The 26,818-nt window shown below is 33.8% G+C and carries 30 protein-coding genes and 1 pseudogene; 14 read left to right on the plus strand and 17 right to left on the minus strand.

The features are described from left to right. Positions 1-261: 261 nt before the first annotated feature. The 9 genes from NYE52_RS22430 (at position 262) to NYE52_RS22470 (ending at position 7,395) form a co-directional block, all read left to right on the plus strand. Positions 262-1,245 (plus strand): Rad52/Rad22 family DNA repair protein, encoded by a 984-nt coding sequence (locus NYE52_RS22430; protein ID WP_053215732.1) that lies wholly within the window; start codon positions 262-264, stop codon positions 1,243-1,245. A gap of 56 nt (positions 1,246-1,301) precedes the next feature. Next, positions 1,302-2,441, plus strand: coding sequence for a DNA polymerase III subunit beta (gene dnaN / locus NYE52_RS22435; RefSeq protein ID WP_016204957.1), 1,140 nt, complete (start codon positions 1,302-1,304; stop codon positions 2,439-2,441). A gap of 51 nt (positions 2,442-2,492) precedes the next feature. Further along, entirely contained in the window at positions 2,493-2,837 is a 345-nt protein-coding gene (locus NYE52_RS22440) for a hypothetical protein (protein ID WP_047943231.1), read from the plus strand. 14 nt (positions 2,838-2,851) lie between these two features. Continuing rightward, positions 2,852-3,403: a hypothetical protein gene (locus NYE52_RS22445; RefSeq protein WP_047943230.1), complete on the plus strand. Its 552-nt coding sequence runs from the start codon at positions 2,852-2,854 to the stop codon at positions 3,401-3,403. Continuing rightward, complete coding sequence (locus tag NYE52_RS22450) at positions 3,381-4,094, plus strand: hypothetical protein (protein WP_047943229.1); 714 nt, start codon at positions 3,381-3,383, stop codon at positions 4,092-4,094. Before NYE52_RS22445 ends, NYE52_RS22450 begins: the two co-directional genes overlap by 23 nt. 27 nt (positions 4,095-4,121) lie before the next feature. Beyond that, complete coding sequence (locus tag NYE52_RS22455; protein WP_047943228.1) at positions 4,122-5,075, plus strand: hypothetical protein; 954 nt, start codon at positions 4,122-4,124, stop codon at positions 5,073-5,075. Beyond that, positions 5,076-5,924 (plus strand): ThiF family adenylyltransferase, encoded by an 849-nt coding sequence (locus tag NYE52_RS22460; RefSeq protein WP_047943227.1) that lies wholly within the window; start codon positions 5,076-5,078, stop codon positions 5,922-5,924. It abuts the gene before it with no gap. 216 nt (positions 5,925-6,140) lie between these two features. Continuing rightward, the gene (locus NYE52_RS22465; RefSeq protein ID WP_016204963.1) at positions 6,141-6,665 is read left to right on the plus strand and encodes a hypothetical protein; all 525 of its coding nucleotides are present in this window, start codon (positions 6,141-6,143) and stop codon (positions 6,663-6,665) included. Position 6,666: 1 nt separating this feature from the next. Next, positions 6,667-7,395 (plus strand): hypothetical protein, encoded by a 729-nt coding sequence (locus tag NYE52_RS22470; protein WP_047943226.1) that lies wholly within the window; start codon positions 6,667-6,669, stop codon positions 7,393-7,395. A 249-nt stretch (positions 7,396-7,644) separates the two neighbouring features. Here the strand turns inward: NYE52_RS22470 and NYE52_RS22475 are convergent, their stop codons facing one another. The 4 genes from NYE52_RS22475 to NYE52_RS22490 all read right to left on the minus strand — a co-directional run bounded on the left by NYE52_RS22475 (position 7,645) and on the right by NYE52_RS22490 (position 11,027). Beyond that, positions 7,645-7,830 carry a hypothetical protein gene (locus tag NYE52_RS22475; RefSeq protein WP_047943225.1) on the minus strand — a complete coding sequence of 62 codons (186 nt, stop codon included), beginning with the start codon at positions 7,828-7,830 and terminating at the stop codon, positions 7,645-7,647. 91 nt (positions 7,831-7,921) lie between these two features. After that, positions 7,922-8,482 (minus strand): recombinase family protein, encoded by a 561-nt coding sequence (locus NYE52_RS22480; protein ID WP_047943224.1) that lies wholly within the window; start codon positions 8,480-8,482, stop codon positions 7,922-7,924. A gap of 391 nt (positions 8,483-8,873) precedes the next feature. After that, positions 8,874-10,253, minus strand: coding sequence for a phenylacetate--CoA ligase family protein (locus NYE52_RS22485; RefSeq protein WP_053215731.1), 1,380 nt, complete (start codon positions 10,251-10,253; stop codon positions 8,874-8,876). Positions 10,254-10,364: 111 nt separating this feature from the next. Then, the gene (locus NYE52_RS22490) at positions 10,365-11,027 is read right to left on the minus strand and encodes a class I SAM-dependent methyltransferase (RefSeq protein WP_047943222.1); all 663 of its coding nucleotides are present in this window, start codon (positions 11,025-11,027) and stop codon (positions 10,365-10,367) included. A 211-nt stretch (positions 11,028-11,238) separates the two neighbouring features. Between NYE52_RS22490 and NYE52_RS22495 the strand changes: the two genes are divergently transcribed. Then, positions 11,239-11,619, plus strand: a complete 381-nt coding sequence (locus tag NYE52_RS22495) for an ArsR/SmtB family transcription factor (RefSeq protein WP_082138369.1) — start codon at positions 11,239-11,241, stop codon at positions 11,617-11,619. A gap of 164 nt (positions 11,620-11,783) precedes the next feature. On the opposite strand, the gene ccsB is transcribed toward NYE52_RS22495, so the two are convergent. The 4 genes from ccsB to resA form a co-directional block, all read right to left on the minus strand. Beyond that, positions 11,784-12,959 (minus strand): c-type cytochrome biogenesis protein CcsB, encoded by a 1,176-nt coding sequence (gene ccsB / locus NYE52_RS22500; protein ID WP_047943221.1) that lies wholly within the window; start codon positions 12,957-12,959, stop codon positions 11,784-11,786. Between the two features lie 22 nt (positions 12,960-12,981). Further along, entirely contained in the window at positions 12,982-14,616 is a 1,635-nt protein-coding gene (gene resB, locus NYE52_RS22505; RefSeq protein ID WP_047943220.1) for a cytochrome c biogenesis protein ResB, read from the minus strand. 104 nt (positions 14,617-14,720) lie between these two features. Next, entirely contained in the window at positions 14,721-15,428 is a 708-nt protein-coding gene (locus tag NYE52_RS22510; RefSeq protein ID WP_047943219.1) for a cytochrome c biogenesis CcdA family protein, read from the minus strand. A gap of 28 nt (positions 15,429-15,456) precedes the next feature. After that, the gene (resA, locus tag NYE52_RS22515) at positions 15,457-15,984 is read right to left on the minus strand and encodes a thiol-disulfide oxidoreductase ResA (RefSeq protein ID WP_047943218.1); all 528 of its coding nucleotides are present in this window, start codon (positions 15,982-15,984) and stop codon (positions 15,457-15,459) included. 263 nt (positions 15,985-16,247) lie between these two features. Between resA and NYE52_RS22520 the strand changes: the two genes are divergently transcribed. The 3 genes from NYE52_RS22520 to cysK all read left to right on the plus strand — a co-directional run bounded on the left by NYE52_RS22520 (position 16,248) and on the right by cysK (position 18,978). Further along, on the plus strand, positions 16,248-16,925 hold the full coding sequence (locus tag NYE52_RS22520; RefSeq protein WP_047943217.1) for a CadD family cadmium resistance transporter: 678 nt from the start codon (positions 16,248-16,250) through the stop codon (positions 16,923-16,925). Between the two features lie 100 nt (positions 16,926-17,025). Next, positions 17,026-17,481, plus strand: coding sequence for a signal peptidase II (gene lspA, locus NYE52_RS22525; protein WP_226752555.1), 456 nt, complete (start codon positions 17,026-17,028; stop codon positions 17,479-17,481). 564 nt (positions 17,482-18,045) lie between these two features. Then, the gene (gene cysK, locus NYE52_RS22530) at positions 18,046-18,978 is read left to right on the plus strand and encodes a cysteine synthase A (protein WP_047943216.1); all 933 of its coding nucleotides are present in this window, start codon (positions 18,046-18,048) and stop codon (positions 18,976-18,978) included. Positions 18,979-19,057: 79 nt separating this feature from the next. On the opposite strand, the gene NYE52_RS22535 is transcribed toward cysK, so the two are convergent. Continuing rightward, positions 19,058-19,282, minus strand: a complete 225-nt coding sequence (locus tag NYE52_RS22535) for a hypothetical protein (protein WP_047943215.1) — start codon at positions 19,280-19,282, stop codon at positions 19,058-19,060. Between the two features lie 181 nt (positions 19,283-19,463). On the opposite strand from NYE52_RS22535, the gene NYE52_RS22540 reads away from it, so the two are divergent. After that, positions 19,464-19,766 carry a hypothetical protein gene (locus tag NYE52_RS22540; RefSeq protein ID WP_226752556.1) on the plus strand — a complete coding sequence of 101 codons (303 nt, stop codon included), beginning with the start codon at positions 19,464-19,466 and terminating at the stop codon, positions 19,764-19,766. A gap of 223 nt (positions 19,767-19,989) precedes the next feature. Here NYE52_RS22540 and NYE52_RS22545 read toward each other — a convergent pair. The 8 genes and pseudogenes from NYE52_RS22545 to lpdA all read right to left on the minus strand — a co-directional run. Next, positions 19,990-20,205, minus strand: a pseudogene (locus NYE52_RS22545) (putative iron-sulfur cluster-binding metallochaperone); the annotation flags it as partial. A gap of 232 nt (positions 20,206-20,437) precedes the next feature. Beyond that, on the minus strand, positions 20,438-22,078 hold the full coding sequence (merA, locus tag NYE52_RS22550) for a mercury(II) reductase (protein WP_047943213.1): 1,641 nt from the start codon (positions 22,076-22,078) through the stop codon (positions 20,438-20,440). Between the two features lie 15 nt (positions 22,079-22,093). Beyond that, complete coding sequence (gene merP, locus NYE52_RS22555; protein WP_220040973.1) at positions 22,094-22,390, minus strand: mercury resistance system substrate-binding protein MerP; 297 nt, start codon at positions 22,388-22,390, stop codon at positions 22,094-22,096. A gap of 50 nt (positions 22,391-22,440) precedes the next feature. Continuing rightward, a complete protein-coding gene (gene merT, locus NYE52_RS22560) occupies positions 22,441-22,743 on the minus strand; it encodes a mercuric transport protein MerT (protein ID WP_047943212.1) in 303 nt (100 codons plus the stop codon). Then, positions 22,740-23,000: a hypothetical protein gene (locus NYE52_RS22565; protein WP_047943211.1), complete on the minus strand. Its 261-nt coding sequence runs from the start codon at positions 22,998-23,000 to the stop codon at positions 22,740-22,742. Before NYE52_RS22565 ends, merT begins: the two co-directional genes overlap by 4 nt. 13 nt (positions 23,001-23,013) lie before the next feature. After that, positions 23,014-23,412, minus strand: a complete 399-nt coding sequence (merR1, locus tag NYE52_RS22570; RefSeq protein ID WP_047943210.1) for a mercury resistance transcriptional regulator MerR1 — start codon at positions 23,410-23,412, stop codon at positions 23,014-23,016. Between the two features lie 508 nt (positions 23,413-23,920). Beyond that, positions 23,921-24,910: an arsenic resistance protein gene (locus tag NYE52_RS22575; RefSeq protein ID WP_082138368.1), complete on the minus strand. Its 990-nt coding sequence runs from the start codon at positions 24,908-24,910 to the stop codon at positions 23,921-23,923. A gap of 289 nt (positions 24,911-25,199) precedes the next feature. Then, positions 25,200-26,618: a dihydrolipoyl dehydrogenase gene (gene lpdA, locus NYE52_RS22580; protein ID WP_047943208.1), complete on the minus strand. Its 1,419-nt coding sequence runs from the start codon at positions 26,616-26,618 to the stop codon at positions 25,200-25,202. Positions 26,619-26,818: the final 200 nt, after the last annotated feature.

Consider the following 26,818-nt stretch of genomic DNA (forward strand, 5'->3'; position numbering starts at 1 on the left):
CTTTAAAAAATATATAGAATGAATTATTTAATAGTTGTTACAGTTGGAGACAAAATGTATAATTTAATTATAACTTTTTTATATTTTTTAATTTTTTGGCGATCCTTTTGGATTTGCGGTTTCTAAAATAAACATACAGCCTTTGGGTTGATAGATTTTAAGAATAGCATTTTGCTATTCTTTCCCTATCTCTCCAAAGGCTTTTTTATGTTTATCGATGTAAAAGAGTTATAAATTATTCTAAGAAAGGGAGAGAAAAAAATGACGACGCAATCTACAGAAGAAATTCTTAACAAATTAAGACAACCATTCTCACAAAATGATATAGAATGGAAAGTTCAAACAAGTAACAAAGGTAACAACGGAGCTTATGCTTTTGTAGTAGCTTACGTGAATAACAGAGCTATTCAAAATAGACTAGATGAAGTATTTGGTATTGGCGGCTGGAAAAACTCATACGTAGAATTCTCCGGTGGTATAATTTGTGAACTTAGTTGTTATATTAATGGCCAATGGATTACCAAATCGGATGGTTCTGAACCTTCTAATTTTGAAGCCTTTAAGGGTGGTTTATCGAATGCGATGAAGCGAGCTGCTGTACAGTTTGGTATTGGGCGTTATTTATACAAATTAGAGCCTATATATGTTAAAATCTCTGAAACTAAAAGTAATAATTCTATCTACTTGAATGATAAAAAAAATAAAGTAGTGGGATATTATGATCCACCGCGTTTACCTGATTGGGCTTTACCACCTAATGAGCAAAAACAAGGAAAAAACAAAGAAACAACTAGTACTACCGATAATAACAATAAAAAAAGAGAAATTGATAAGAAGACTGGAAATAACAATTTCAATAGGAATTCTTATTTTATTTCCATCACAGAATTTATAAATAAAATCAATCTTAAACCAAGAGCAGCAATGGAGTTATTTCATCATATAAATTCTGATACTAAATCTGATTGTGTTGAAATAAAAGATATTAAGGAAAAGGCTACTGACAAAGAGTTAATTAAATACTATGATACTTTAAAACCCGTAAGTGACTTAGTTAAAATGAGTATTCATTATAAAATACCTGTTGAAAATGTATTAAATTATGTGAGAATTTTAAAACCACAAGAGAAAATCGATAGCCTTCATTCTTGTTTAATACGTTTGAACAGAGAAGATATTAAAGAAATCAATGGATTTATTGAAGGTGATATAAAAAATAATATGTTTGAACATCAAACAGCGTAAACAAACACAAAAATACTTTTGTGTTATTTTTTTAACCTTTTTTAGGAGGAAATTACATGGAATTTATTATTAATAAAGAGAGTTTATTAGAGGTCCTTTCAAAAGTAGAGAAATTAGTAAAAACTAAAACATCAAATCCAATACTACAAGGTTTTTATTTAGAAGTTAAGTCAGATAAGATAATCGTTATTGGATCTGATTTAAACACTACTATCCGTTATGAATTACCAGTTTTATTCGAAGATGAGTCAATACTTATTAATAAAGAAGGTAAGGTAGTTGTTCCCTATCAGTTATATGAAATTGCTAAGAAAGTTAAAACCGAATTAAGCATTTCGTTAGATGATACGCAATTAGTAATAAAACATGGGAAGAAAAAAAAGAGTGAATTTAAACTATCAGTTTTTAAGGCAGAAGAGTATCCTAAATTACCTAGATTTGATGGTATAGAGCCAACTCTGTCTATTAAAGGAACCGAATTTAATTCATTTATCAAAAAAACAGGGTATGCAGCTTCAAGTTCTGATGCTAGACCAGTTCTACAAGGAATTTGTTTTGAAATTACAGAAGATAAGCTACGACTTGTCTGTACGGATTCTCACCGTTTAGGCGTTATTGACGTCACAGAATCTCATAAGGAGTCCAGGAAGATTATTATCCCAGCAAAATCAATATTGGAAAGTTTGAAATCCTTTGATTTAAGTGAGAAAGTTACTGTGTTTTGTGAAAATGATCGAATGCTTATTTTACAAAATAATAATCTCACTTTTTATTGCCGTCTATTAGAAGGAACTTATCCAGATGTAAGCCGCTTAATTCCAAAAGAGCATCTTGCTGAAATGAAAATAAGCAGAAAAGAATTTTTGGAAGGCTTTGAAATGATTAATGGTTTGACTAATGCAGCAGATAATGAGACTAAAGGAATCGTTAAACTCCATGTAAATGGAGTTGCGACTTTATCAACATATCAAGCGCAAACTGGAAGCGGAAAAATTGAAATCGATTATGAAAGTTTAGAAGGTGAAGATAATTTTGATATTGCCTTTAATAATAATTATATGATCGATACATTAAAAGCAATGGAATCAGAGTATGTGTCCTTTAAATACCAAGGTTCTATGCGTCCATTTTTATTAACACCATGTGATTCTTCTCATGAGGAAATACAATTGATTCTTCCGGTGAGAAATAAATAACAAAATGTAAGAAGAAAGGCTCTCCTTTCTTCTTTTTCTATTGGAGGATTTATGAAAATAAATATGAGGAAACTCTCACAGGAAATTAAAAATAAAAATATTATTGTTAAACCAAATTCATCGGAAGCAGGAATGGCCTACTTTATGGATATAGTTATTAACCATTCTGCAACAGAAAGTATTAATTTCAATTCATTTACCTATGATGAAGCAATTCTTGCCTTCAATGAATTCTATTATTTACCATCGGATGAATATACGGATGATTTTTCTGAAGAAGACTATGACAATATAAAAAATAATATGTGGTCCTCTTATATGCAAACCCAAGAATTTTTTGTCCGTTGGAGTCAAGAAACCAAAAAAATATATTGTTATGAGGATGATTTTATTTAGGAGAGGTGAAGAAAATGACATCAATTTTGATGGATGCAGAGTCTAAAGCAAGTTATGACTATTCAATTTCTAACTTATTAATGTTAAAGATTCTCCATGACGCTAAAGTGGATGTAAGTGGATACGGTAACTATCGAGTAGAAGTAGGTTTTATGTCTAATCCTGGATACGATTTTTTAATGCGAGGTATGAATGATTTAGGTTTTGATACAAAACACGCAACAGTTTATACGGATGATCCAGAAGAAATCTCACTTGCTAAACAAATCGAGAGTGTATTCAACCCAAATGCAGAATGGTATATAGTGTTGAATAGCTTTAAAGTGGAAAAAATACTACTTTCTAGTCAAAAAGATGAGTATATAGCCTTTATTAAGTCAACTTTGAATCACATTGATTTAGAATGTGAAGCATTTGTAGAGGAGTCTTTGGGTATTATTATTGGATTCATTTTTGATGGATTTTATCATGAATTATTATCAGCTTTAATAGAGGTGGCTGATGAGACTAATAATATTTACGAAAAACTGGAGGAACAGCAAAATGGACATTATCTTTCGGCTTAGTGATGAACCACAGCACTTAAATGCACAAGTCGAAGTGTTACAAATCACTTCTGATTTCAATAATACTTTAGAGTCATTGGATCAAATGATTAAGTTAAATGGAAGAATGGTAGAGGGATTATATAACATTACCCTCCCTAATCTTTTTAGTATTCTTCAAGAAAGTATAGAGGATTACATAATTGATTCTCAAACTCCAATTCTTCCAAAAAATTGCGTGAAACATGTTTGGATTAATGAATTAGTAAAGCATCAACTAGTATATATAGAGGTACCAAAACAACAACTTGATATGCGGTATGGAAAAACACTATTTAAACAGGTTGGACTACCAAGACTAATCTTCTTATATGAAGTAATGGAGAAAAAAGTAAAATTGAAAAACATTGTTGCTGTTAAAGGCTCCAAATTTTTGACAAAAGATAAGGAAGTATTTCTTTTCCCCTTTTCACATGTATCTTTAGATGGTCATGTTTGCATGGGAGGAAATACTTTTCCTGAAATAGATGACATCTATCAATTAAACAGTTTGCATTTATTGTTTTTGCAGGCACCTTTTGGAGAAGATTATGGAGCAAAAACAACTACTAATTTAAGTGTGGCAGCATTATTTAAAAAATATGAAAATAAACAATTTGATGATGAAATCTTATTACCACATTCGAAAATTCAAATTTTAGAGAATCTATAATAAAAATACAATATGGAGGAATTGAAAATGACAATAAAACAGGATGATATCTTTTCACTATTTGATATTGAAGTGGAGACTAAAAAAGTTGACCTTAATAAAATGAATGATATAAAGGAAAATAAACCAAAGCTAAAGACTGATACTAATTCTAGTTCTACAAAGAGTTCAACAAATAAGAAAGATAACTTTAAATTAACAAGTAAAACCATTATTCGGTTTGGGATGAATGAATATCCAGTTACTAATTATTTCTCCAAGGACGAAATTGAAAGAGGACTTCCATCTAAAAAAACGTCTGAGGATGGAGAAATTGAATATAAACCTATTAGTGAGGAACAACTTAGAAAGAAATTAGAAAAAGACTTTCCAATCTTAGTACCTAAATATACCACCTTGGTATATGTAGAAAAACAAGATGTGGTTATTCCTATTATGCAAGCAAAGAAAAATGGCAGCATGGATAATAAAGAGTTCTCTTTCGAGGACTCTTCTTTAAAACATCAAAAAAAGAAGATTCCATTTCAAATCTTATTAGATTTTATCCATATTGCAAAGTACTTTTCAGATAATCACGGTACTGAAGTATTTGCTAATATTTACTTTGATCATGACACTGAGGAATTTTTTATGGATATTCCTTCCCAAAGAGTTAGCAGATATTTAGTCACTATTACAGAAGAGGCACAAGAGACCGCTCTTAAACTCATAGAGAGAAGGTATTCAAAGGTAATGGAAATACATTCACATCATATTTTAAGTCCTACTCCGTCCAAAATAGACGATGACAACCAGCGTGCTCCTATTTTATATGCCATTATTGGTAATATTAATGGATTATTCCCTGATGTGCTAGTTCGTACATTCAATAAAGAATTAAATGAACATATTATTATAGATAGTAGCAAAGTATTTGAATTTACATTGACAACTAAACAAAAGGTAAATGGCTATGATCTAACTGTAGTGGAGGTTGAATAGATGCAACCTATTTCTATAGATTTAAGCCGCTCTTATCAAAGGGAAGTATATTATCAGATTCTAGTTATAGGCGCAGGAGGTACTGGAGGAATTGTTATTCAGCAATTGTGCCAAATGTTAAGTATGTTTGAGATATCGGCAAAGTTAATAATTGCTGAACCAGATATTTATGAAGAAAAAAATAGAAATAACCAACTATGCTTAGCAAAAGATGTAGGTAAAAATAAAGCAGATGTCTTAGCTAAAAGGTATCGTGCTGCTTATCAACTAGACATAGCCACTTACACTGGAGGTTATGTAGAAGACACTAAAACAATAGACACATTGTTCCAACTCAATTATGAAAGAATTCCATATAACTATAGAATAGTCCCTATTCTTATTTCTTGTGTTGATAATAACTATTCAAGAAAGATATTCCATGAGTATTTTAACACCGCTCAGACCCTACTATATTTTGATGTGGGCAATGAAAATGTTATCTTACCAAAGGATCACAGAAATAGACCAATTGAGTCCTGGACGAAAGAGGAATTGGAAGAATATAAAGATTCAGGTTTCACTGGACAAATGGTTTGTGGTTTTAAGTCTGATTGGAAAATACTCTCAGAACCAATAGGTACGTTATATCCAGATATTTTAGAGGACAATGATGAAATAGCTCCTTCTCAATTAAGTTGTCAGGAACTAGCTGCATCCAATCCTCAGAGATTAATAACTAATCGTTATAGTGCTATATCTGTAATTACTGTACTGAATGAAATATTTGAAACTAAAAGTCTATCAACTCACAGGATTCTATATCATGCAAAAAGAGGTTATATGAAGAGTGAACCAATTTTAGGGTAATAAAAAAGTAGCACAGACTAAGAACTTGTTTGTGCTACTTAATAATCTATGTATGATTAACTTTTTTTACTTCACCTCTATTCAGTTTTCCCCCCTCATTCAACAATCTATATAGCTCCTATGGAACAACAAATAAATTTTCTGAAAACACTTCCATTATTATCCTTTTATGATATATAATGAAATTGAAACTAATATAATAGGAGGTTGTTTTCTTTGAAATTTAAAAGTTTTCTAGCATTATTAGTAGTTTTTGTTCTATCATTTGCATTGGTACCAAATATATCTGCAAATGAATCAGTTTATGTAAATGAGGATGGTCAAGTTCTCCAATATTTAGATGAAGTAGCAAATGAAGAAATACCTGTAGATGAAAAAAATCCAGAAAAAGAAATTCAGCTGTTTAGCTCTATTGTTGGTGGTGGAGTAGCAAAAGCATGGCCAATAAAAGGTGGAGCAGAAACAACTGTAGAATTAATTTCCCCTGTGCATAGTATTCAAAGAGGAAGTCTAACCTATACTTTTGAAAAACAAAATGAAAAGGGTACATGGCTATTTTATGGTAGAGCAACAAGGTCTTCCTCAGGTTCTAATTCTCGAATATTTTCACAGGGAATAAATTGGGTCCTTAAGCCAGGAACTTATAGAATAAAAGTAGGAGGTACTTTAACGGCACTTACAGCTCCAGACAGTACTTTAATAGTTCAACAAATTTTCTCCAATAAAGTGACAGTAAAATAAAATGAAAAATTTCAAAAAAATTTCTAGAGAAGAATTAGTTATTTTAGATACAGAAAATAATGTAATTGTTAACTTCGACCATAAAGAAAAAATAACAAACATAAGAAATATTGAAGTACCTAATAATTTATCGATTGTGCAACAAATGATAATTTCAAAATACTACTATATTTCTGATGATTTCCAAGAGTTAATATATATAAATAAAAATAATAAATACGAATATGATAATATTATATGCTTATTTAATAAAGGATATTATTGTTATAAGGACAATAATAAAATTGCTATTCTATTATCACACCCCAAACAGCAAGCTATTGATAATTTTAGAGACTCGGTGAAAAAGAATACTCTAAGCCCTTTTTTAAATTGTTTTTATAAGAAAAAAACGATAAATACATTGGTTAGTGACCCTGAAGAAATGGTGTCATTAGAGATGACTGAAACCGATCCTATTGTACCAGAGAAAAGAATATTAAGTTACTATTTACTTGACACACTATCTACTAATTCTTCATCAATAGATTCAGAACATAAACACTTACTGAATTTTTTACAAAGTCATTATCCAATTAGCTTTGCTATTCCTTCACCGGATAATATTTCGTTAAATAGCGATATTAATAATAATTTGGGTATAAACTTACTATCATCAATTTATAAAAAAATTGTATTTATAATAGATGATAAAGATAATAGTATTTTACAAATATCATTTTACAAATAAATATAAAAGGTTGTAGAGAAAGAAGCAACTCCTCTACAACCTTTTTATATTTGCGAACCAACAGTCCGTATTTTATGTCCATTTTGGTGGATGTTCATTAATCCTTCTAAACGGCAGGTGCGAAATACTTCCACATCTTTTTTTTCTAGCAAGCTTCATTTAACTTTTTCTCTTTCTAAATTTTTTAGTAATAGGAATAATAAAGATGATTAAAAAATCAAATAATTGTTTGAAAGAATAATAAAGTCGTTAATTTTCAAATACAATACCAATTATCCCCCTTATCCATTCATTACAATACTTTATTAATTCATTTTCTGTAATCGTCATTTTATCAAAAACTAGATATAGATTTTTACCACTATCCCCTGCATATTTAACGGTAATATCATATAATTCAAAAAGGCAAATCAATAATAAGTTTTGATAATCCAATTCACCTTCTAGGGGCAGTACCAGCGTTCGTGCAACCAGGGGCAAAGTAAATCTGAGAAATGATCGACAGAATTCCTTTGTCCGATGGTTGCTACTCGATTTTATTGTTATTTTGCATCTTACGATACAAAGTCATGCGAGAAATACCAGCCTTCTCGGCAGCATCAGTACGACTCAACCCTTGGTCCATAAGATACAAGGCATACTTAACCTTTTCCTCATCGGTTTTCGGTCTTCCAGGATATTTTCCTCGTTTCCTTGCAGCCAGAATCCCTTCTTTTGTCCGTTCAGAAGTTAAATCTCTCTCAAATTGAGCAATACCCGCAAAGATAGTAAACAACATTTTCCCATGTGCTGTTGTTGTATCAAGCCAGGATTCCTTTAAACTTTTTAAATGCGCTCCCTTTTGTGAGATGAGTTCTGTAATTTCAATAAGGTCTTTCGTAGAACGGGATAGACGAGTCAGATCCGTCACAACAACCGTATCGTTCATTCGCAAAAATTCCAACATACGATTCAACTCCGGTCGCCCTCGTTTCGTACCAGTTACTTTTTCAAAGAAAATGCGATCACACCCAAATTCTTCAAGTTGTTTCTTTTGGCGATCCAAATTTTGATCAAATGTAGAAACACGCATATAGCCAAACTTCATGTTCATCCTCTCCTCTATCAAATATTGTACCAAAATCCATTCGTGATAAATATTGTTACGAATAATATTGTGACATATTTTTGTTACGCTCATTATACGAGTTAGCTAGACTAAAAGTTGATCATCACTACACGTAACAAAAATGTTCGTTTTTGTTACGTGTAGTACAAAAAAAGCTTATTATTAAAAGTAATAATGTTTATGATATTTATTTTATGTACTATTTGGGATCTAATATAATAAATAGAAAAGATAAGACTGATTTCTCCAACACTAAGGTGAATTAGCCTTGTCTTTATATGTCCAGAGCAAAAACGTGAATTTAATACTGTAAGCAAATTTGAAATCTCTTAGCGTACAGAATATACGTCAATGTTATTTAATATTTGTTTTATTTAAGATAATCAATCAAAACATGCTGGTACTTTCCACTTTTAAGGTGCCTTTGTGGCAATTCTTCCGATTTTTCTATTGAAAGGTTAGTTAGTCCCTGGGTAGCAAAGTAATCTAATAGGGCTTCTCTAACATTTTCCCAAACTTGATCTCTAAGATTACCCTCGTCTACTTCTAAACGTACTGTTAATTTATCTGGTGCCGTTTGAATTAGTTGAAAACGCCTTACGCCTAGTATTTCCTCCACAATGGTTTTTAGAGCCAAGGGCAGAATATGAACGATTTGACCGTTGGAGGTAGAGAATTTTAAAATGTCATCCGTTCTCCCTTCGACTTGAACGACCGGGAATGGTCTCCCGCATTTGCATGGTTCCGAAAACATGGTGACACGGTCAGTTAGTTCATAACGAATTAGGGGCTGAATTCTGTTGGCCAGATTTGTAATTAAAACCGAATGGGATTGTTTTCCTGATGGCACAGGTTGGTAAAATTCATCTACCGGTTCAAATATAATCCAATCGGTATTTACATGAAACTGACCTTCTTCACATTCGAAAGTCATGGCTGTTGCTTCTGTACCGCCGTAAAGATCTAGAACGCGAGCTTGGAAAACAGATTCTAGTTTCGCACGAACATTTGGATATAACTTTTCTCCCCCCAAAAGGATTGCAACAGGCTGAATATGTAACCGACCTGCTTTTTGTTCCTCTGCTAGAATTTCCATCGCTGTTGCATACCCCCCAATTAAGGCTGGTTGATATTCATTCAATTCTTTTACAAGCGTGGAAAGGGGGAATTGGATAGAAAAAGCTCTAATTTTTCCGTTCGAAGGATTTCTTAAACGCAGACGTTCAGCTGTGCTGAATGCCGTAAAATGACCAGCCGTAGAACATACCGCCGCATTTCGTCCGCCCTTGGCTGCTACTTTCAATATGTCACTCCATTTTAATTTTGTTGTTCCGCGAATAGCCATTAATGTTTTCATGATAGTATCTGAAGCTTTATCCTGAATAAAGATTCCAGGTACTCCGGTTGACCCTGAAGTGGTCGAAACCATATAGCGCCCTAAATAAAGATGTCCAACTAATGACATATTTGACACGAATTCCTTTACACCTTCTATGGTGATTTCTGGATCAGTTACCCAATCATTAAAATGGTCCATGAGTTCTGATTTGGTGACTGGAGGGATTTGCTGTATGCTTGAAATCCGTTCAGGCAACTCGCTATATTTTTGTGCGTAATATTGAGAGTTTGATCTTGCAAAACTAATAAGGTCAGTTAAACGAGATAGTTGCCGAGAGAGAATGTCTTCTGGTTTGCCTCGTTTAACCTTCCAGATATCCGTAACTGCTTTTAAAGGTGAAATATTCTCCATGTATGTCATTCCCATCTCTCTGTTTTAATTTTTTATGGTCAATACTATTTACAGTAAAATGGACATTTAAAAATTACATAATGCAAGAAGTCTGATAAAAAATCAAACAGCTTATGGCTTAAAAGCTTTATATGCCCTTAGTGTGCCCGTGATAGTTGAAAATTGTCCAGTTTCTTCTATTAAAACAAATCCTGTTTCTTTTAATAGGCTAGGGATAACCCCTTTAACATGATTTGAAGTTGTTTCAAACCCATCTAAAAATTGAATAGGAAAAAATGCAACACGCATCAACCAATTTTGTGGCTTTTCAAAATCAATAATATGGAATTGGCCACCAGATTTGAGTGTCCGATAAACTTCTTCAAATGTTTTCTTTTTCATTTCCAGAGTTAAATGATGAATAAATAAACTTGTAAATATGTGATGAAATAGATTATTGGAAAAGGGAAGTTTATAAGAAAACCCTTCCTCAAAGGTGATATTATTAACTTGAGTTTCTTTAATTTTCTCCATAGCAATTGATAATATTTCAGGATCAGCATCAACCCCAATTACTTGCACACCAGGTTGTGATTGCTGTATTAAAAGTGCCAGCGTACCTGTACCGCAAGCTAAATCCATTATCGTTTCCTTTTGTTGGAGGTTTGCTTGCTTAACTAAATGCGTTTTAAACTTTTTTTCTTGCATTCCCCATTGAATTAACGGATCATAAAATCGAGTCATCCAATGGTATTTTAGTGCAGGGATATAATCACCTTTCTTGTTTTTATCCATTAAACATGCATCCCTTCATTTATAATAACTTATGATGATTTTTGGATTACTTATAAACTAAGAGCGAAAATAAAGTAACATGTTGATCTTACGATTTGTGACATAAAAGAATATGAAACACTTCGCTTCTTTATTCAAGTAAATATTTGAATATTGACATTAAAGCTTGCTCATTATAAGCTAATCACATATTTTTAATGAGGTGGGAAAATTGTCATTAGTTGATAAAAATATAAAAGATACTCTAAAAGATGAATGTGAGATCTATTGTTATGACCCTATAAAAGTATCAAGGTTACAAGATTTGTTAAGTTCTAAAAGTACACTTCATCTATCAAAAAAATTTAAACTTCTTGCTGATGAGACACGATTAAAGATTATTCTTTCATTAGCTATAGAAGGGGAACTTTGTGTATGTGATGTGGCTAATATTATTCAGTCCTCTATAGCTACAGCTTCGTATCATTTGAGGTTTTTAAAACGCTCAGGTGTAGCTAACTATAGAAAGGAAGGTAAATTAGCATTTTACTATATCGATGATGAAATTTTTAAATCGATGGTTCTACTTTCTTTTCATCATAAGGAGAGTTGAATAAGAATAGAAATTCGGATATGTTTAAAATACATTTTCAAAAATACTGTCAATTTACATAAGTGGAGGGGATCTACAAGATTATTCCCCTCCAATAACATAGATAAAAATGAATTTAGATTTATCACATAAACTTTTAGTTAGCTTTAAAAGAATTTATTTCTTTATGCATAAGAGTGTAGACCAGCAATAATTAGATTAACGAAAATTAGGTTGAAAATAATAATTCCAAAACCTATTACTCCGAGCCATGCTGATTTTTCACCATGCCAACCTTTCGATAGGCGGAGGTGTAAATAGGCAGCATAAAATAACCATGTAATTAAGGCCCATACCTCCTTAGGATCCCATCCCCAGAAACGCGTCCACGCAATTTGAGCCCAGATCATCGCAAAAATAAGAGCACCCAAAGTGAATATTGGAAAACCTATTGCAACGGATCTGTATCCGATTTCATCGACCAAATCAAGTTTGATATTTTTCGTTAATGGCTGAAGCGCTGCAGCAATTCTTTTTCTTAAAATCAGTCTTAGCACCCCGTATAAAAATAAACCTGTAACAGATGACCAGATAACTGTGTTTAGTTTGCCTGCTGCAATGATAGCTGGTACTTCAACAAAGGCTTCCATTTTACCTTTTGTAAGTAATTCACCTTGATTTGGACCTACAATGGAAGGTAGATTATATGTCATTTCAACCTCTTGATCATTTTTATCAACCCATTTGTAGACGGCTTCATACTCCATCCCTCTGAAAACACTTGTAACCACTACAAAAGCAAGTGTCGCCACAATCGTGTACATGACAACTTCTAGCCAAAAGGTCCCTTTTGAGCGTTTCGTCTGATCAACAGAACGAAGTAAATAAATGACCCCTGAAATGAAACTACTGGCCAAAATAGCTGAACCTAGTGCAGTTGTTGTTACGTGAATAGCAAGCCAATCGCTTTGAAGTGCTGGTATTAATGGAGAAATGTCTGTCGGAAACATACTCCCATAAGCAATAATCAATAATGTTATTGGTAAAGTAAACAAACCTAATACTGCTACCTTATAGATAAAATAAAGAATTATGAAAGCCAGGACCATCATCATGCTAAAGGCTGTAATGAATTCAAACATATTACTAACAGGCGCTTGTCCAGAAGCGACCCATCGAGTAATAAAATATCCCAAATGGGAAGCAAAAGCTAGAATAGTGATAGTTATTGCGACTTTTGCCCATTTACTTGGTTTTTCATATTGTTTTCTCTTATCTCGAATAGCTCCTCCAAATAAAAATGTTGCAACTAGATATAGTAAGAATGCTGCATATAATAAGTTACTGCTAAGGGCTACCACATCATTTCCTCCTTTACGAATTTTAGCTTTTCTCGTTTGTTTGATCGGTTAGTTCTTGAATGCTGGTTTCTTTTAAAATACCGTTCACTTCATTTTGTATACCATACCAATTTTTATTTGTATGTCCTGCAATTAATACGTTGTCACCATCCCGTCTAATCCATATACGTCTATGATTCCAATACATTCCTTGAATAACTCCAATCATGAAAATAGCACCGCCAACTCCTAGAAACCATAACGTATTATCTTTCCGAACTGTAAGGGCTGACAGGTTTTTTGTTTCAACGCCTTCAAATTTCATTTTTAATTGATTATCTTCGTCTGGGTCAAATGTTTGTTTAATGGCAATAAAGCTTCTTTCACCTTCTGGTTTTTCAGGAGATATCATGTTAAATACAAATGCTGGATTGTCGGGAACACGGTTTTTTGTATCAGGTACACCTTCACTATTGAAATAGAAGTTTGGCAAATAAGTCACAATTTCAACTTTATACCCATTGCCTAAATCATACTCCTTGTTTGGCTCTAACAAATCAACTTTAATCTTGCCAAAACTTTCTTCTGTCTCTTTGTCTACTAAATTAAAATTAAACTTATTTAGTTCATTTAATTTATAAGAGGTTTGATAAAGAGCATATGAATCGTGTTTTAAGGGGTAATTAACTCTAATTTGTTCATCTTTTATCTTTTCAAGTTCAGGTTCTGCCCCGTGAACAATTTCACCCTTTCGTTCATACAAAGTCACGTTTGTTTGAAAGTTTTTAACGACATTTCCATCTCCGACTCGTGAAAGAGTATTAGAAAAAACTTCATCCTCTTGATCTTTTTGATAGGTATCCATAATGAACTTATCGCTGGTTAAATAGTATTTTCCATCGGTTCCTGGGATAACACTTGTTTCACCGTCACGAATCCAAAGCATTTCGTCTACATACATCCCCGGCACAAATCGCAGCATTCCTCCAATGAGGAAAATAATTAGTCCAACATGGTTCACATAAGGTCCCCATCTTGAAAATCGACTTTTTTCAGCTAGAAAATGACCATTTTCTTCACGTACTTGATAACGCTTCCTCTTCAAGTTGGATATTATCAAATCCAGTTGTTCATCAAGGTTCTCTTCGACATTTGTTTCACTGAAAAGACGTTGTCTACGCAAGAAACTTTCATGACGTGTAATCCCTTGCTTTTTCAAAGCGCGATACAATGGAATAAACCGGTCCAAACTCGCGACAACAAGTGATATCCCAAGAGCTGCTATTAATAAAAAATACCACCATGAACTATATAGATTGTGAAAACCTAATTCATAATACATTTGTCCAAGAAATCCATATTCATCTTTATAAAACTCTTGTGGGACAACGGTTGGAGGAATATACATCTCTTGAGGAAAAATGGTTCCAATCGCAGAAGCAATTAAAAGAAGAACAATTATCCAAATTCCTACTTTAACGGATGAGAAAAAGTTCCAAATCTTATCGATAAGTGACTTTTTATATGTTTGTGAGCGTCTTGCGCCTCCATCGTATCTCATATCCAATAGTTTTTCAGAAACTTCATCCTTCTTATTCCCGATAGTTCGTCCACAAGATTCACAAAGAACCGTTCCATGTGGAATGGAGTGACCACATTCGCATTTGACATGTTCCATTCTAATAACTCCTTACGATTTAATCATTTAAATATACTTAACTACACTTTTAATTTTTCAGATTTGCTTTTTAATCCATTAAAAAGAATGATTCTAAAAACCCCTTAAAATCCAGTAAATCCTCCGAACAAACTTGTTAAGACTGCAATAATTTTTGTCATCATATTAAAGTACAATAATCCCCCCATCACAATCATCAAAATGCCTCCTATTGACATAAAGATTGCACTGTGTTTCTTTAGAAAAGTCATCTTATCGATAAATAAAGACATTAATAGAAATGGAATAGAAAAACCTAAGACATAGAACAGCATGTATAGTAATCCTTTTCCTGGGTCTGATACACCTAATGCAATGACACCTGCAAGAATTGGACCTGTACAAGGAGTCCATCCAGCAGCAAAACCAAGCCCAATTAAAATTGATCCAATATAACCTGAAGGCCTCTTTTGAAAATGAATTTTCTTATCAGAAAGTAGGAAATCAAATTTAAGAACCCCTGTTAGAACTAAACCAAAAAACACCATCACAATAGCTCCAAGTTGCCTTAACAAATCTTGATAATCCATAAAAAATGTACCGATAAAAGAAGTAGAAAGTCCCAAAGCTAAAAATATGATGGAAAATCCTACCAAAAACAAGATGGTGTGTATAAAAGCTTTCCTTCTTAAAATACCTTTTCCTTCTTTTAGGTCATTTATAGACACTCCTGTAATATAGGAAAGAAAAGCTGGATACAAAGGAAGTGAACAAGGCGAAATAAATGATAAAAGACCTGCACCAAATGCAAGAAATAAGCTTAGTTGTTCCAAAAAGATACCACCTAACTGTTTATTAATTCTATGGCTTAATGAGTTCCATGTAATTTGCTATATCCCTTTCGGTCATACTTCCTGTGATCACTTTTAACACTTTTCCTTTCTTATCGATCAAAAATGTTGTAGGAATCGGGGTTATGTCATATGCTTCCGTCACAGCTCGATCTTTATCTTTAAGTATAGGAAATGTAAGCCCATGCCTATTTACAAACGATTCAATAGCAATATCACTTTCTGCAATATTAACCGCCAATATCTCTACACCAAGATTCTTAAAATGGTTATACTGTCTTTCCATATATGGCATTTCCTTTTCACAAGGCTTGCACCAAGTACCCCAAAAGTTTAGAAAAACTCCTTTTCCTTTTAAATCAGAAAGTTGAACGTTGTTACCGTTCATATCTTCAAGAACAAAATCAGGTGCTTGATCCCCTGCTTGAACCCGTATTCTTTCAGTGAAAAAGTTTTGATAAAGAGTATAGGCTACTGCTAAAGCCATAAGAAGTAGAAGGCTAATACGTACAATAGATCTGGTTCTTTTGTTTTTCATTTTACTCTCCCTTTTTATTTTCATTCAAACCAACATTTTAATGTTGACATTTTACATTAATAATTTTAATCTAAAAGCACAATATACTCAAATGATTATTTGAATAATAACTTCCAATATTTTCACCTAAAATACTATCTATTAATTTTAGGATCGTGCAAAGTGAAATTCTAAATCATTACATGAAGGGTAAATAATAGAATGTGTAACAAACTAACACAACAAAATATATTCTATTCCGTATTTTAAAAAGGAGTTTTTTTATGAATTTAATTTTAACTATTCTCTCTGCTTTAGGGTCTTTTATAGTAACCAATATCGATGATATTTTTGTCTTGATGTTGCTGTTCTCTCAGGCAAGTTCACAAGCTAAAGCAAGTAATGGCCGAACGGTTAACATGCAGCCGAAGGGAAGTCGTATTTACCCTAAAGATATAGTCATTGGCCAATATCTTGGTTTTGCACTTTTAGTTTTAATTAGCCTTTTAGCTACATTTGGAGTAACACTCATTCCTGATCAGTGGGTAGGATTATTAGGACTAATCCCGATCTACCTAGGAGTTAAACTGTTTATAAAGGGTGAAGATGAAAATGAAGGTGCTATTCTTTCCAGTTTAAATAAATTTAATAAGTTCTATTTAAGTGTAGCCTTTATCACCTTTGCTAATGGTGGAGATAATATTGGAATTTATGTTCCGTTCTTTTCTACTTTAAATAACAACCAACTGGTCATTACAGTTGTTACTTTCTTTATAATGGTTGCGGTCTGGTGTTTAATCGGATATCGTCTAGCAAGATTCAGATATGTTTCTGAAACACTTGAGAAATACGGCCGATGGGTTATTCCAATTGTGTTTATAGGATTAGGCCTTTATATCATGGCAGAAAATAATATATTTTCTAACCTGTGGTCTCACTTCGTAAATTTTGAAAATAATTAAATTCTCAATTAACCGTAATGACTTACGATCATTTTACTGATAAATCCCCTTTACTTTTAAAGTATTAAGTACAATTCTTTATAGAAAATAGAACTCCGAGGTGACGACTTTGTATTGGATCATTATTCTCACAGTAAGTATTGATCAATTATGTAAATATTTAGTTCGAAATTTTATGGACTACGGACAATCCATTCCACTTATCAATGGTGTTTTTCAATTAACATCTCATCGTAATGCGGGTGCTGCCTGGGGAATTTTTTCGGGACAAAAAATATTCTTGATTAGTATTGCAATTATTGTTATTGTCTTTGGCCTTATTTATTCTCGTAAAGTCTCCGATAAGCTAACACGTATAGCCTTTGGATTTTTTATAGGAGGTGCAATGGGAAACGTTGTAGATCGTTTAATTTTTGGGGAAGTAACAGATATGTTCGAAGTTACATTTATTAATTATCCAATTTTTAATACTGCGGATGTATTTTTAGTTAGTGGAGCTATTTTATTAATGATAAGTACTTATAGAGAATCTAAAACACAAAAAAATCTATCCTAGATTATAGACACAAATCCATTTCTCATTCGATTTTTAAAGAAATTGACAAAATAACTTTATTAATTAAACGATTATTTTATTATTGAAATGAAGTGTGTTTTTCTTTATATGAATATTCCGTAAAACTCTTCAGGAAAGAGCTTTTAAGTTTTTTTATCATCCTTTCGAAAGGAGGTGATAAATTGTATTATTGATTGAAATCGGAACTACTGCGTTAGCACACAACAGTAATAACAATAGCAATAATCACTCAATGTTCGATCGTACACACTACCATTTATGAAGGAAATGCAGCCAAATCTAACCGAACAAGAAATCAAAAATATGTATGATTTGTGTCTCAGCGACCAGGGACAAGCCTTAAACGCTATGCTCAGTACGAAAAATAATGAGCAAAATGCAATGAAAGTTGAACTAAGTCATAGACAATACGTGATAACGACTGTGATATAGGGTGGTAATAAATAGCTATCGCCATTTCAGGAAAGATAAGCCCTATCACTGTGAAGGGCAGTGGTTGGTAAGCCTATATACCAACAATTACTAGTATTGGAGGAGATTTTGATGAAAGTGGCTAATTCAATTGTAGAACTTATCGGGAATACTCCACTTGTTAAACTAAATCGCGTTGTAAATCCTGATCATGCAGATGTCTATTTAAAGCTTGAATATTTTAACCCAGGAAGTAGTGTAAAGGATCGTATTGCTATAGCCATGATTGAAGCAGCTGAAAAAGATGGAATCCTAAAGCCGGGAAGTACGATTGTTGAGCCAACTAGTGGAAATACAGGAATTGGGTTAGCAATGGTAGCTGCCGCAAAGGGATACAAAACGATTATCGTCATGCCAGAAACCATGAGTATGGAACGTCGAAATTTACTCCGTGCCTATGGTGCCGAGCTCGTTTTAACTCCTGGACCGGAAGGTATGGGGGGAGCAATTCGCAAAGCTCAAGAGTTATTGGAGGAAAATCCACAGTATTTTGTTCCTCAGCAGTTTAATAATCCAGCCAATCCAAAAATCCATCAAGAAACAACTGGACAAGAGCTTGTTGGTCAAGCTGAAGAAATTGGTGGAATTGATGCTTTTGTTTCTGGAATTGGTACAGGAGGTACGGTTACAGGTGCTGGTCAGGTCCTTAAGGAAAAGTTTCCAGCAATACATATTGTTGCCGTTGAGCCAGTAGCATCCCCAGTCCTTTCTGGCGGTAAGCCAGGACCTCATAAAATTCAAGGAATTGGAGCTGGATTCATACCGGAAATTTTAGATACTGAAATTTATGATGAGGTCATTACAGTAGAGAATGAGCAAGCTTTTGAAACTTCACGTCTGGTAGCAAAACAAGAAGGGATTCTTGGTGGGATTTCTTCAGGAGCTGCCATATATGCTGCCTTGAAAGTAGCTGAGAAGCTTGGTAAAGGAAAAAAAGTTGTTGCGATTATTCCAAGTAATGGAGAAAGATATTTAAGCACACCTCTTTATCAATTCGAAGGTTAAAAATTCTATGGGTGTAACTTGTTAAGAGCTACACCCATAGAATTTTTTTAGTAAAAAAAAGGAGTAACCTGTTTATATATTATGAAAGGCCTTTATACTTTCTTTCTAAATTACATAATCTCCTTTCAATATGATGGATCTTTTCTAATATTTCCTTTTGCATCAACAATTGCTGATACATCATTTTCCTCATATCATCCATAAATTTTTTCTCAATTTCCCATTCCTTTTCCTCTTGTCCATTATTTTCTTCTAATCGATAAACATATGGATATTGATACCATTGATTAGGATAATAATACATTTTTACCCTCCTTTTCATACGAGCGATCAATCTAAAATATGTATATAGGTAAAACTCAGTGTTTGTTTAAAAAAGTTTATTTTACTTATAAAGAAAGCTTTATCATTTTTGAATTTTTGTAAAATTCAATCTTCCCTTTTTTCGTATTTTATATATATGGGTATAATGAAGACAAAGGAGGGTGGAAGTATTGAAAAAATTACTTACGTCTTTTGTAGCTATTGCTTTATTTCTAGGTATTGGCACTGCTGCTCTTGCACATTCAAACAACACTCCTAGTCAAGGGAATGGGAATGGAAATTTGCAACAAATGATGGATTATTGTTCTGAAATGATGGATTCTTTCATGAATAATCATCAAAACAATATACCTAATGAAACCTCAACATCAAAGAATTTAAATACAGGACAGACAAATTCAAATAATAGTACCACGAATAACCACCAGAACCAAAACCATTCTATGTATGACGATTGTTGGTAGAAAATAACAACAGAAAGAGCATGGGCTACAATAAATGTCCAAGCTCTTTCTTTTTTTTATAAATAAAAAAACAGTTTCCTATATCCTTACACAATATTTACGTCTTTCATGCTAATTGTAGCTTTGAAATGTTAAAAGTTTGATAAAAATGGATTCTCATATCAATACTTAGTTCAATTTTTTATAAAAAAGTTTGATCATTTCGTTGAAGGTGAATTTTTATTTAGGTTAGTTCTTTGATATAGCCAATAACATTCCCTAAACAACAACTACCTTGAGGGTTGTTCACCTCACAACCACATCGGTTTCCTTTTATGTTTTCACGAATATGTTTTACTGGATTAGGAGTAAGTCCTTTTTCAATATATTGTTTAATTTTTTCTTTTGTCCAACCGAAACAATAGCAGACTGGAACAACGGAAGAATCATCTTTTTGATGGGGTAGCGTCAGGAAAATGCGGATTTACAACGATAAGGAAATTACAATAATAAAAAGCCCAATTTCTCAGTATTAAAATTGAGAATTTGGACTTTTTTCGTTACTCTAGAAAAGCGTCTGAGTGTGGAAGATCTTAGTATAAAAGAATCAATATTGAAGTAATGTTTCTTACTATACTAAAGCGACCCGTTAGTAGCAAAAGGTAAGGTAAAAAAGCTCCAAAAAAGAAGATTTAACCAGCACAACAAGATAATTTTGAAACATCTTTATCAAACGTAAGGGCAGCTAATTTTAACCCTTCTGCCATTGTTAAATATGGGGCAAGGGTTTCGCGAATATCATCTATGGTTAAACCGAATTTGACAGCTAATGTAGCTGCATAAATTACGTCTCCTGCATTTTCTGCCACCACATGAGCTCCCAAAACTTTCATTGTTTTCGAGTCTGCCACTAATTTAAACACGCCTGTTGTTTCCCGATTAACCAAGGCCCTCGGAACGGCATCTAACGGTAAAACGGATGTTTTAACCTCATAGCCTTTATCTTTTGCCTGTTGCTCCGTTAAACCAACGGTTGCAATTGCCGGGCCCGTAAACGTAACCCCTGGAACCACTTCTAAATTTAGCTTTTTGTTCAGTCCTCCGATAGCATTTCCTGCTGCCACTCCACCCTGATAGGCTGCCACATACACGAATTGGGGACCTAGCGTGACATCTCCTGCGGCATAAATACGAGTATTTGTTGTTCTTGAATAATCATCTATTATGATTTCACCACGAGAACCTATTTCCACGCCTGCTGCCTGTAAGTTTAAAGTAGCCGTGTTTGGTGTTCTGCCTGTCGCAACTAGCAATTGATCTGCTTCAATGATACGCTTCTTGCCATTAACTTCTACAAGAACCTTTTTTATGTCTCCATTTTTTTCGATTCGTTCATAGGTTGCTCCTTTTACAAGATTTATTCCTTGTTCGACTAGAGATTTTTCAACTGATTCTGAAATCTCTGGATCATATTCTTTTAAGAGGCGTTCACTTCGTTGCATTAACGTAACTTCTGAGCCGAGATTATGAAATAGTTGTCCTAATTCCATGCCAATATAACCAGAACCAATAACCACAAGACGTTTTGGTACCTTCTTTAATTCAAGTAAAGACGTGCTAGTTAAATAATCTACCTCATTTAGCCCAGGAATGTTTGGTTTAGCTGGTGAAGCACCTGTCGCGATTAAGAATCGTTTAGCCGATATAAGTGCTCCGTTCACTTCAACAGTTTTTTCATCTACGAATTTTGCTTCACCTTCTATTAATTCGAAACCATAGTCATCAATTAAATCAACATATTTAGAGTTTCTAAGCTCTGTTACCAACTCATTTTTTTGTTTAATCAATGGCGCCAAATCAACTTCACCGGCTGATGTATGCAATCCTACAAACGGATTGTTTTTTGCTAAATGATTAATTTCGCCAGCACGTAACAAGGTCTTTGAAGGAACACAACCAATATTTACACATGTTCCACCAATTGTTCCACGCTCAATCATCGCCACTTTTGCTCCATATTTCACGGCTTCAATGGCTGATGAAAAGGCAGCTCCGCCGGAACCAATGATGATGTAATCATAGTCACCTTCATCACCTAACTGTACCATTTCTTGCAATTGTATTTCTTCAACTTCTCCTGGTTGATATTTAGCTTCAGCAATCACTTTCTTCGCTGTTTCAACTTCTACGTCATTTGGAAGTTCAAATACAGCTTCCCCACGGCGAAAATCCACTTCAATCCCGTTTGCTCCCATGTTTTCAAGAGCAACAGCAACATGCTCTTCGCAACCCGTACAGGTCATTCCTTGAACGTTTACTCGATATTTTTTCATGTTAAAGCCCTCCTTTTACTCGACTCCAAGCCCTAAATCCGACACTGCCAACTTAATTGATTTTAAATCCGTTTTCTTATCATCATAAGATACTGTTACTTTCCCCTTACTTCCACTGACTTTAATGGCTGTTTTGCCAACACCATTCACTTGTTTCAAAACATCTTTGACAACTGAAGGCGGACAACAATCCATCCCCAAAACCGTAAATGTCCCTGTTTTAGTTTTTTCAATGGTAGCTTTTACATGCTCCTTAGCATCTATAGTATTTTGTGCTTCTTTTTCGTTACTACACGCACTAACCACTAACAGAAGGGATAATTAATCCTAATTAAGTGTACTCTCATATAAACACCTCATTTTTATAATCCACCTTCAACTAGAAATAAAAAAAGAAACATACAAAAAACGAAAAATGTCGTGATCCATAAGCCGATGATAGAACTTTTTCTTTTTCCCTTTCTTCCATAAACCATGTAAAAGGAGTAAGCAAGAAGGATAATCGTTACGATGCTAAACAATAATCGATATTTCAATGAGTAGAAGGCTAATGCTCCGGCAAAACCGGTTAATCCCAGGGGGATAAAAATCAACGGGCCCAGGCAGCATCCAGCCATAACAAAAGCCGAAAAGATGGTAGCTAATTGCGACACTCTTTCCTTCATGCTTTAAACCTCTCCATGCTACAACAATCATGTGTCGTTGTGCTTTCTTTCTTTGTTTCTGGATTAAGTTTCCTCCAACCCATAAAAAGAGCAAAAACGAACAACAGACCCATCATGATGAAAATAATATCTTTATATTCCGTGAAGTATGATGCCAATGCTGTTCCTGCAAACAACGGAAGCAGTAAAACCAGATGGCATGGGCATGTGATTAGAGCGACAAGAAACCAACCTGTGCTTTTTATTGTATTTTTCATCCTGTTTCACCTCTTATTTCTTCATCAGTGTTTCAATAATAGGGCATTCGTAAATATCTTTGTTTTCGGGACATCTTTCTTTAAGATCCACCAGTATTCGTTCAATTCTCTTAAGATCTTCAATTTTACGCTGGATGTCCTCTATCTTAAGAACAGTGAAATCATACATATCACGGCATTTGGTTTCGTCGCGATCGACGACCCCTAGCAATTTATCAATTTCGTTTAAGGTAAATCCCAGTTCCTGCATCCGTTTGATAAAATTCAACCGATCGACGGTTGGTTCTGAATACATTCGGTACCCTTTTTCGGTACGATCAGGCTCTGGAACTAATCCTAAACGTTCATAATATCGTATGGTCTCCTTGTTAACGCTACACTTTTCAGCCAGTTCTCCAATACGAAATTGCATTTATCTCACCTCATATAAAGTATAAACCCTGTACCATGGTATAGGGTCAAGAATAGTATTATTTATATTTTATCGATTAACTGTGACTTTAAGAGATAAATTGCACGTTTTTTAAACGCGATTTTGCACTATAAGTAAATATAAAAAGCCCAATGTCCCAATAAATTGAGAAATTAGGCTTTTTTCGTTGCTTCATTAAAGCGTCCGTTTGTGGAAGTATCTTGTTTAAGTGTTGCTTTGAAATAAAGTTTGATCAAAAATACCTCGCAAACCCATATTTTACGATAAATAAAAAGAATCCATTTTTGAAAAAAGTTTGATCAAAATGGATTCTTATCCAGCAGATTTAAGTTTGGTTTTTATAAAAAAGTTTGATCATTTTCTACCTATGTTGCTCTACAATCGCGCATGATTGTTGTAGATCACTAAAGCTTCTATTAACTGGTTTAGTAAAAGAAGAAACTATTGATATATTCATTTCCCTCTCTCAATCAAACATTAATATTACTTAAAGTCCCTCTTTGTAATCAGTATGATCTTTCAGTATCAATTTAGGTATAGCCTTGATATAGAATAATTCTCCGATCAACTCCACAATGGTCTGTGTAACAATCACAGCTGCAGCTAACGTTGCCCAAGAATCGGGTAAAGCTAATGCTAAAGGAAGAACTACAAGGGAGTTCCTTGTTCCAGTACTAAAGATTAATGCTCTTCCTGCACCTATATCTAATTTGAACACAAATGCGATAAAACGCGATATAAATGGTGTAATGATTAAAAACAAAATATATATCGGAATCACACGCACAATAATTTCGAAATCACTGTATACCTTACCAATTTGGGAAGTCACTACCACAATTAATACTAAAGCCATAAATGGTACGGGGAACCACGTTGTAATATCTAATACCTTCTCACCTAGTGCTGTCTTTTTAGCCCACAATTGAGTAATGATCGCTAATATTAAAGGCGTAACTATTAGTAATAAAAAAGCTTCTAGGAATGGCTCTATATGAACAACTCCTCCCATTTCTTCACCTATAAATAGCCATAAATACAATGGAAGTAATATCATTTGTACTACAAACAAAATAGGCGTGGAAGCTAACATTAATTTCTCATTTCCCTTTCCAAGTTGAGTAAAGACTATTACGTAGTCAATACATGGCGTAAGTAAAACCAAACAAACGCCTAATAAAATTGGTGGAGATTGTGGAAATATCATTGTTAATATCCAAACAATTATAGGCACAGCTATAAAATTTCCAATTAGTAATGCCGCCATGAATCTGAGATTTGAAATTGCCTCACGTAGTTTTAAGAATGGAATTTGTGCAAACATTCCATACATGAGAATGGCTATGAGTGGCGAAATAGCCCAATCTAAGCCTTTTCCTAAATCCTCGTTTGAGATACCTAGAATCCCTCCAAACAGAAGCGATATACCATAGATCCAAATTTGTTGATTTTCTAACTTTTCTCTAGTAATATTCACTTTTAAAATCATCCTTTATTAATACTATCTTTTCGAATTGTTTCTCAGTTAAGTAAGCTTTTATCTTTTTCAAAATACCTTCATTCTTCTATCACGTTTTAACAACAAGTGCCATTTGAATGAACCTTTGTGAAACATTCCGACCAAGTAAGACATTCACACTTCAATCCATTCTTTAATACATCCAACATTAATGATTTCCATTAATCGTCACTCCAAAATAAATAATTCGACCTGCACGTATGATTGTGCAGGCCTAGTTAAATTAAATATGCTCTAACTGTTCGAATTATTTTTTATTCAGCATATGAATAGCATGTCCCATAACGCCTTCAGCTGCTTCCATGAGTGGTTCAGGTAAAGTTGGGTGTGCATGAATTGTAAGGCTGAGATCTTCTGCCGTTGCCCCTGACTCAATTGCAAAAACTGCTTCAGCAATAAGAGATGATACTTCTGGCCCTACCATTTGTACACCTAAAACCCGATTAGATTCTTTATCCGCCACAACTTGTACAAAACCATCGGCATCCGAAACAGATAAAGCTCTGCCGTTAGCTTGGAATGGAAAACGGCTAGAGACCGTTTCATATCCTTCTTCCTTTGCTTCCTTCTCCGTTAAACCTGTATAGGCTACTTCAGGATCGCTAAAAATAACAAAAGGCATTGCCTGAAAATCAATTACACTTTTTAGCCCACTTATTACCTCTGCAGCTATCTTACCTTCATAACTAGCTTTATGAGCAAGGAGGTAACCACCAGCACAGTCCCCGATCGCATATACATGTTCAACATTTGTTTGACATGTATTATTTATCTTAATAAAACCGCGTTGATCTAATTCAACCCCGATATTTTCCAATCCAACTTTTCCTGTGTTCGGTTTTCTTCCAATGGAAACTAAGCAATAATCCCCTTTAATTATCTCTTCCTTCCCATTAACCTGAACTTGAACATTTACTTCATCGCCTGTATTTTCTCCACCTTGGACTAAAGCATTCGTTATAACTGTGATTCCAAGTTCCTTTAAATGACGTTTTACTACATTTGTAAGCATAGGGTCCGTACCTGGAAGAATTGTATCTGATCCTTCAAGGATGGTCACTTTAGCTCCGAATTTAGCATAAGCAGTACCCAATTCCAAACCGATATAACCACCACCTACTACAACTAAATGTTTTGGTACTTCTTGAAGCATCAATGCCTCAGTTGAAGAGATAATTCTTTTTCTATCAAATGGCATACTTTTTAACTCAGTAGGTAATGATCCTATCGCAAGGATTAAGTCTTTGTATGAAAAGAATTTTTCTTCGTTACCAATTTTGATTTTGGCAACATAGGGTTCAGTAAGATAAGCTTCCCCACTAATGACTTCCACTCCATTGCCTTTCAGTAAAGTCCGAACTCCATTCGTTAGTTTATTTACTATACCGTCCTTCCACTTCACTACTTCTGGCATCTCTACTTCAACTTCACCAGAAACCTTTATTCCCATTGAGTTGGCATGTTTTATGTGTTTTACTCGTTCAGAAGCACTAATAAGAGCCTTTGAAGGTATACAACCACGGTTAAGGCAAACCCCTCCTAGTTCTGCTTTATCCACCAAAACCACTTTTTTCCCTAACTGAGCAGCACGTATGGCAGCTACATAACCTCCTGATCCTGCGCCTATAACTAACAGATCTACATCATTTTTTCCTTCAACAGTCATTTCAGTTTCCTCCTTCGATTTTATAAAGAATGAAAAGAATTATTTTAAATTAAGGATGAAAGCGTTTTTGTCCCATGTGGATACCAATATGTAATATAAAAGCTGCTGTTTTACTTATACCCAATCTTTCCATTTTTAATTAGGCTGGATATTTAGAAGTTATACTATTAATGAGATCATTTTTAGAAAAGGGCTTTCCA

Origin of the sequence: Niallia sp. FSL W8-0635, from assembly GCF_038007965.1 — a bacterium.
Taxonomy (GTDB): Bacteria; Bacillota; Bacilli; order Bacillales; family Cytobacillaceae; genus Niallia.

Bases quoted from the DNA above. Each gene is read 5' to 3' on its own strand.
- NYE52_RS22430 (WP_053215732.1), top strand. From the start codon at position 262: ATGACGACGCAATCTACAGAAGAAATTCTTAACAAATTAAGACAACCA.
- dnaN (WP_016204957.1), top strand. From the start codon at position 1,302: ATGGAATTTATTATTAATAAAGAGAGTTTATTAGAGGTCCTTTCAAAA.
- NYE52_RS22440 (WP_047943231.1), top strand. From the start codon at position 2,493: ATGAAAATAAATATGAGGAAACTCTCACAGGAAATTAAAAATAAAAAT.
- NYE52_RS22445 (WP_047943230.1), top strand. From the start codon at position 2,852: ATGACATCAATTTTGATGGATGCAGAGTCTAAAGCAAGTTATGACTAT.
- NYE52_RS22450 (WP_047943229.1), top strand. From the start codon at position 3,381: ATGGACATTATCTTTCGGCTTAGTGATGAACCACAGCACTTAAATGCA.
- NYE52_RS22455 (WP_047943228.1), top strand. From the start codon at position 4,122: ATGACAATAAAACAGGATGATATCTTTTCACTATTTGATATTGAAGTG.
- NYE52_RS22460 (WP_047943227.1), top strand. From the start codon at position 5,076: ATGCAACCTATTTCTATAGATTTAAGCCGCTCTTATCAAAGGGAAGTA.
- NYE52_RS22470 (WP_047943226.1), top strand. From the start codon at position 6,667: ATGAAAAATTTCAAAAAAATTTCTAGAGAAGAATTAGTTATTTTAGAT.
- NYE52_RS22480 (WP_047943224.1), bottom strand. From the start codon at position 8,482: ATGAAGTTTGGCTATATGCGTGTTTCTACATTTGATCAAAATTTGGAT.
- NYE52_RS22485 (WP_053215731.1), bottom strand. From the start codon at position 10,253: ATGGAGAATATTTCACCTTTAAAAGCAGTTACGGATATCTGGAAGGTT.
- NYE52_RS22490 (WP_047943222.1), bottom strand. From the start codon at position 11,027: ATGGATAAAAACAAGAAAGGTGATTATATCCCTGCACTAAAATACCAT.
- resB (WP_047943220.1), bottom strand. From the start codon at position 14,616: ATGGAACATGTCAAATGCGAATGTGGTCACTCCATTCCACATGGAACG.
- resA (WP_047943218.1), bottom strand. From the start codon at position 15,984: ATGAAAAACAAAAGAACCAGATCTATTGTACGTATTAGCCTTCTACTT.
- NYE52_RS22520 (WP_047943217.1), top strand. From the start codon at position 16,248: ATGAATTTAATTTTAACTATTCTCTCTGCTTTAGGGTCTTTTATAGTA.
- cysK (WP_047943216.1), top strand. From the start codon at position 18,046: ATGAAAGTGGCTAATTCAATTGTAGAACTTATCGGGAATACTCCACTT.
- NYE52_RS22535 (WP_047943215.1), bottom strand. From the start codon at position 19,282: ATGTATTATTATCCTAATCAATGGTATCAATATCCATATGTTTATCGA.
- merA (WP_047943213.1), bottom strand. From the start codon at position 22,078: ATGAAAAAATATCGAGTAAACGTTCAAGGAATGACCTGTACGGGTTGC.
- merT (WP_047943212.1), bottom strand. From the start codon at position 22,743: ATGAAGGAAAGAGTGTCGCAATTAGCTACCATCTTTTCGGCTTTTGTT.
- NYE52_RS22565 (WP_047943211.1), bottom strand. From the start codon at position 23,000: ATGAAAAATACAATAAAAAGCACAGGTTGGTTTCTTGTCGCTCTAATC.
- merR1 (WP_047943210.1), bottom strand. From the start codon at position 23,412: ATGCAATTTCGTATTGGAGAACTGGCTGAAAAGTGTAGCGTTAACAAG.
- lpdA (WP_047943208.1), bottom strand. From the start codon at position 26,618: ATGACTGTTGAAGGAAAAAATGATGTAGATCTGTTAGTTATAGGCGCA.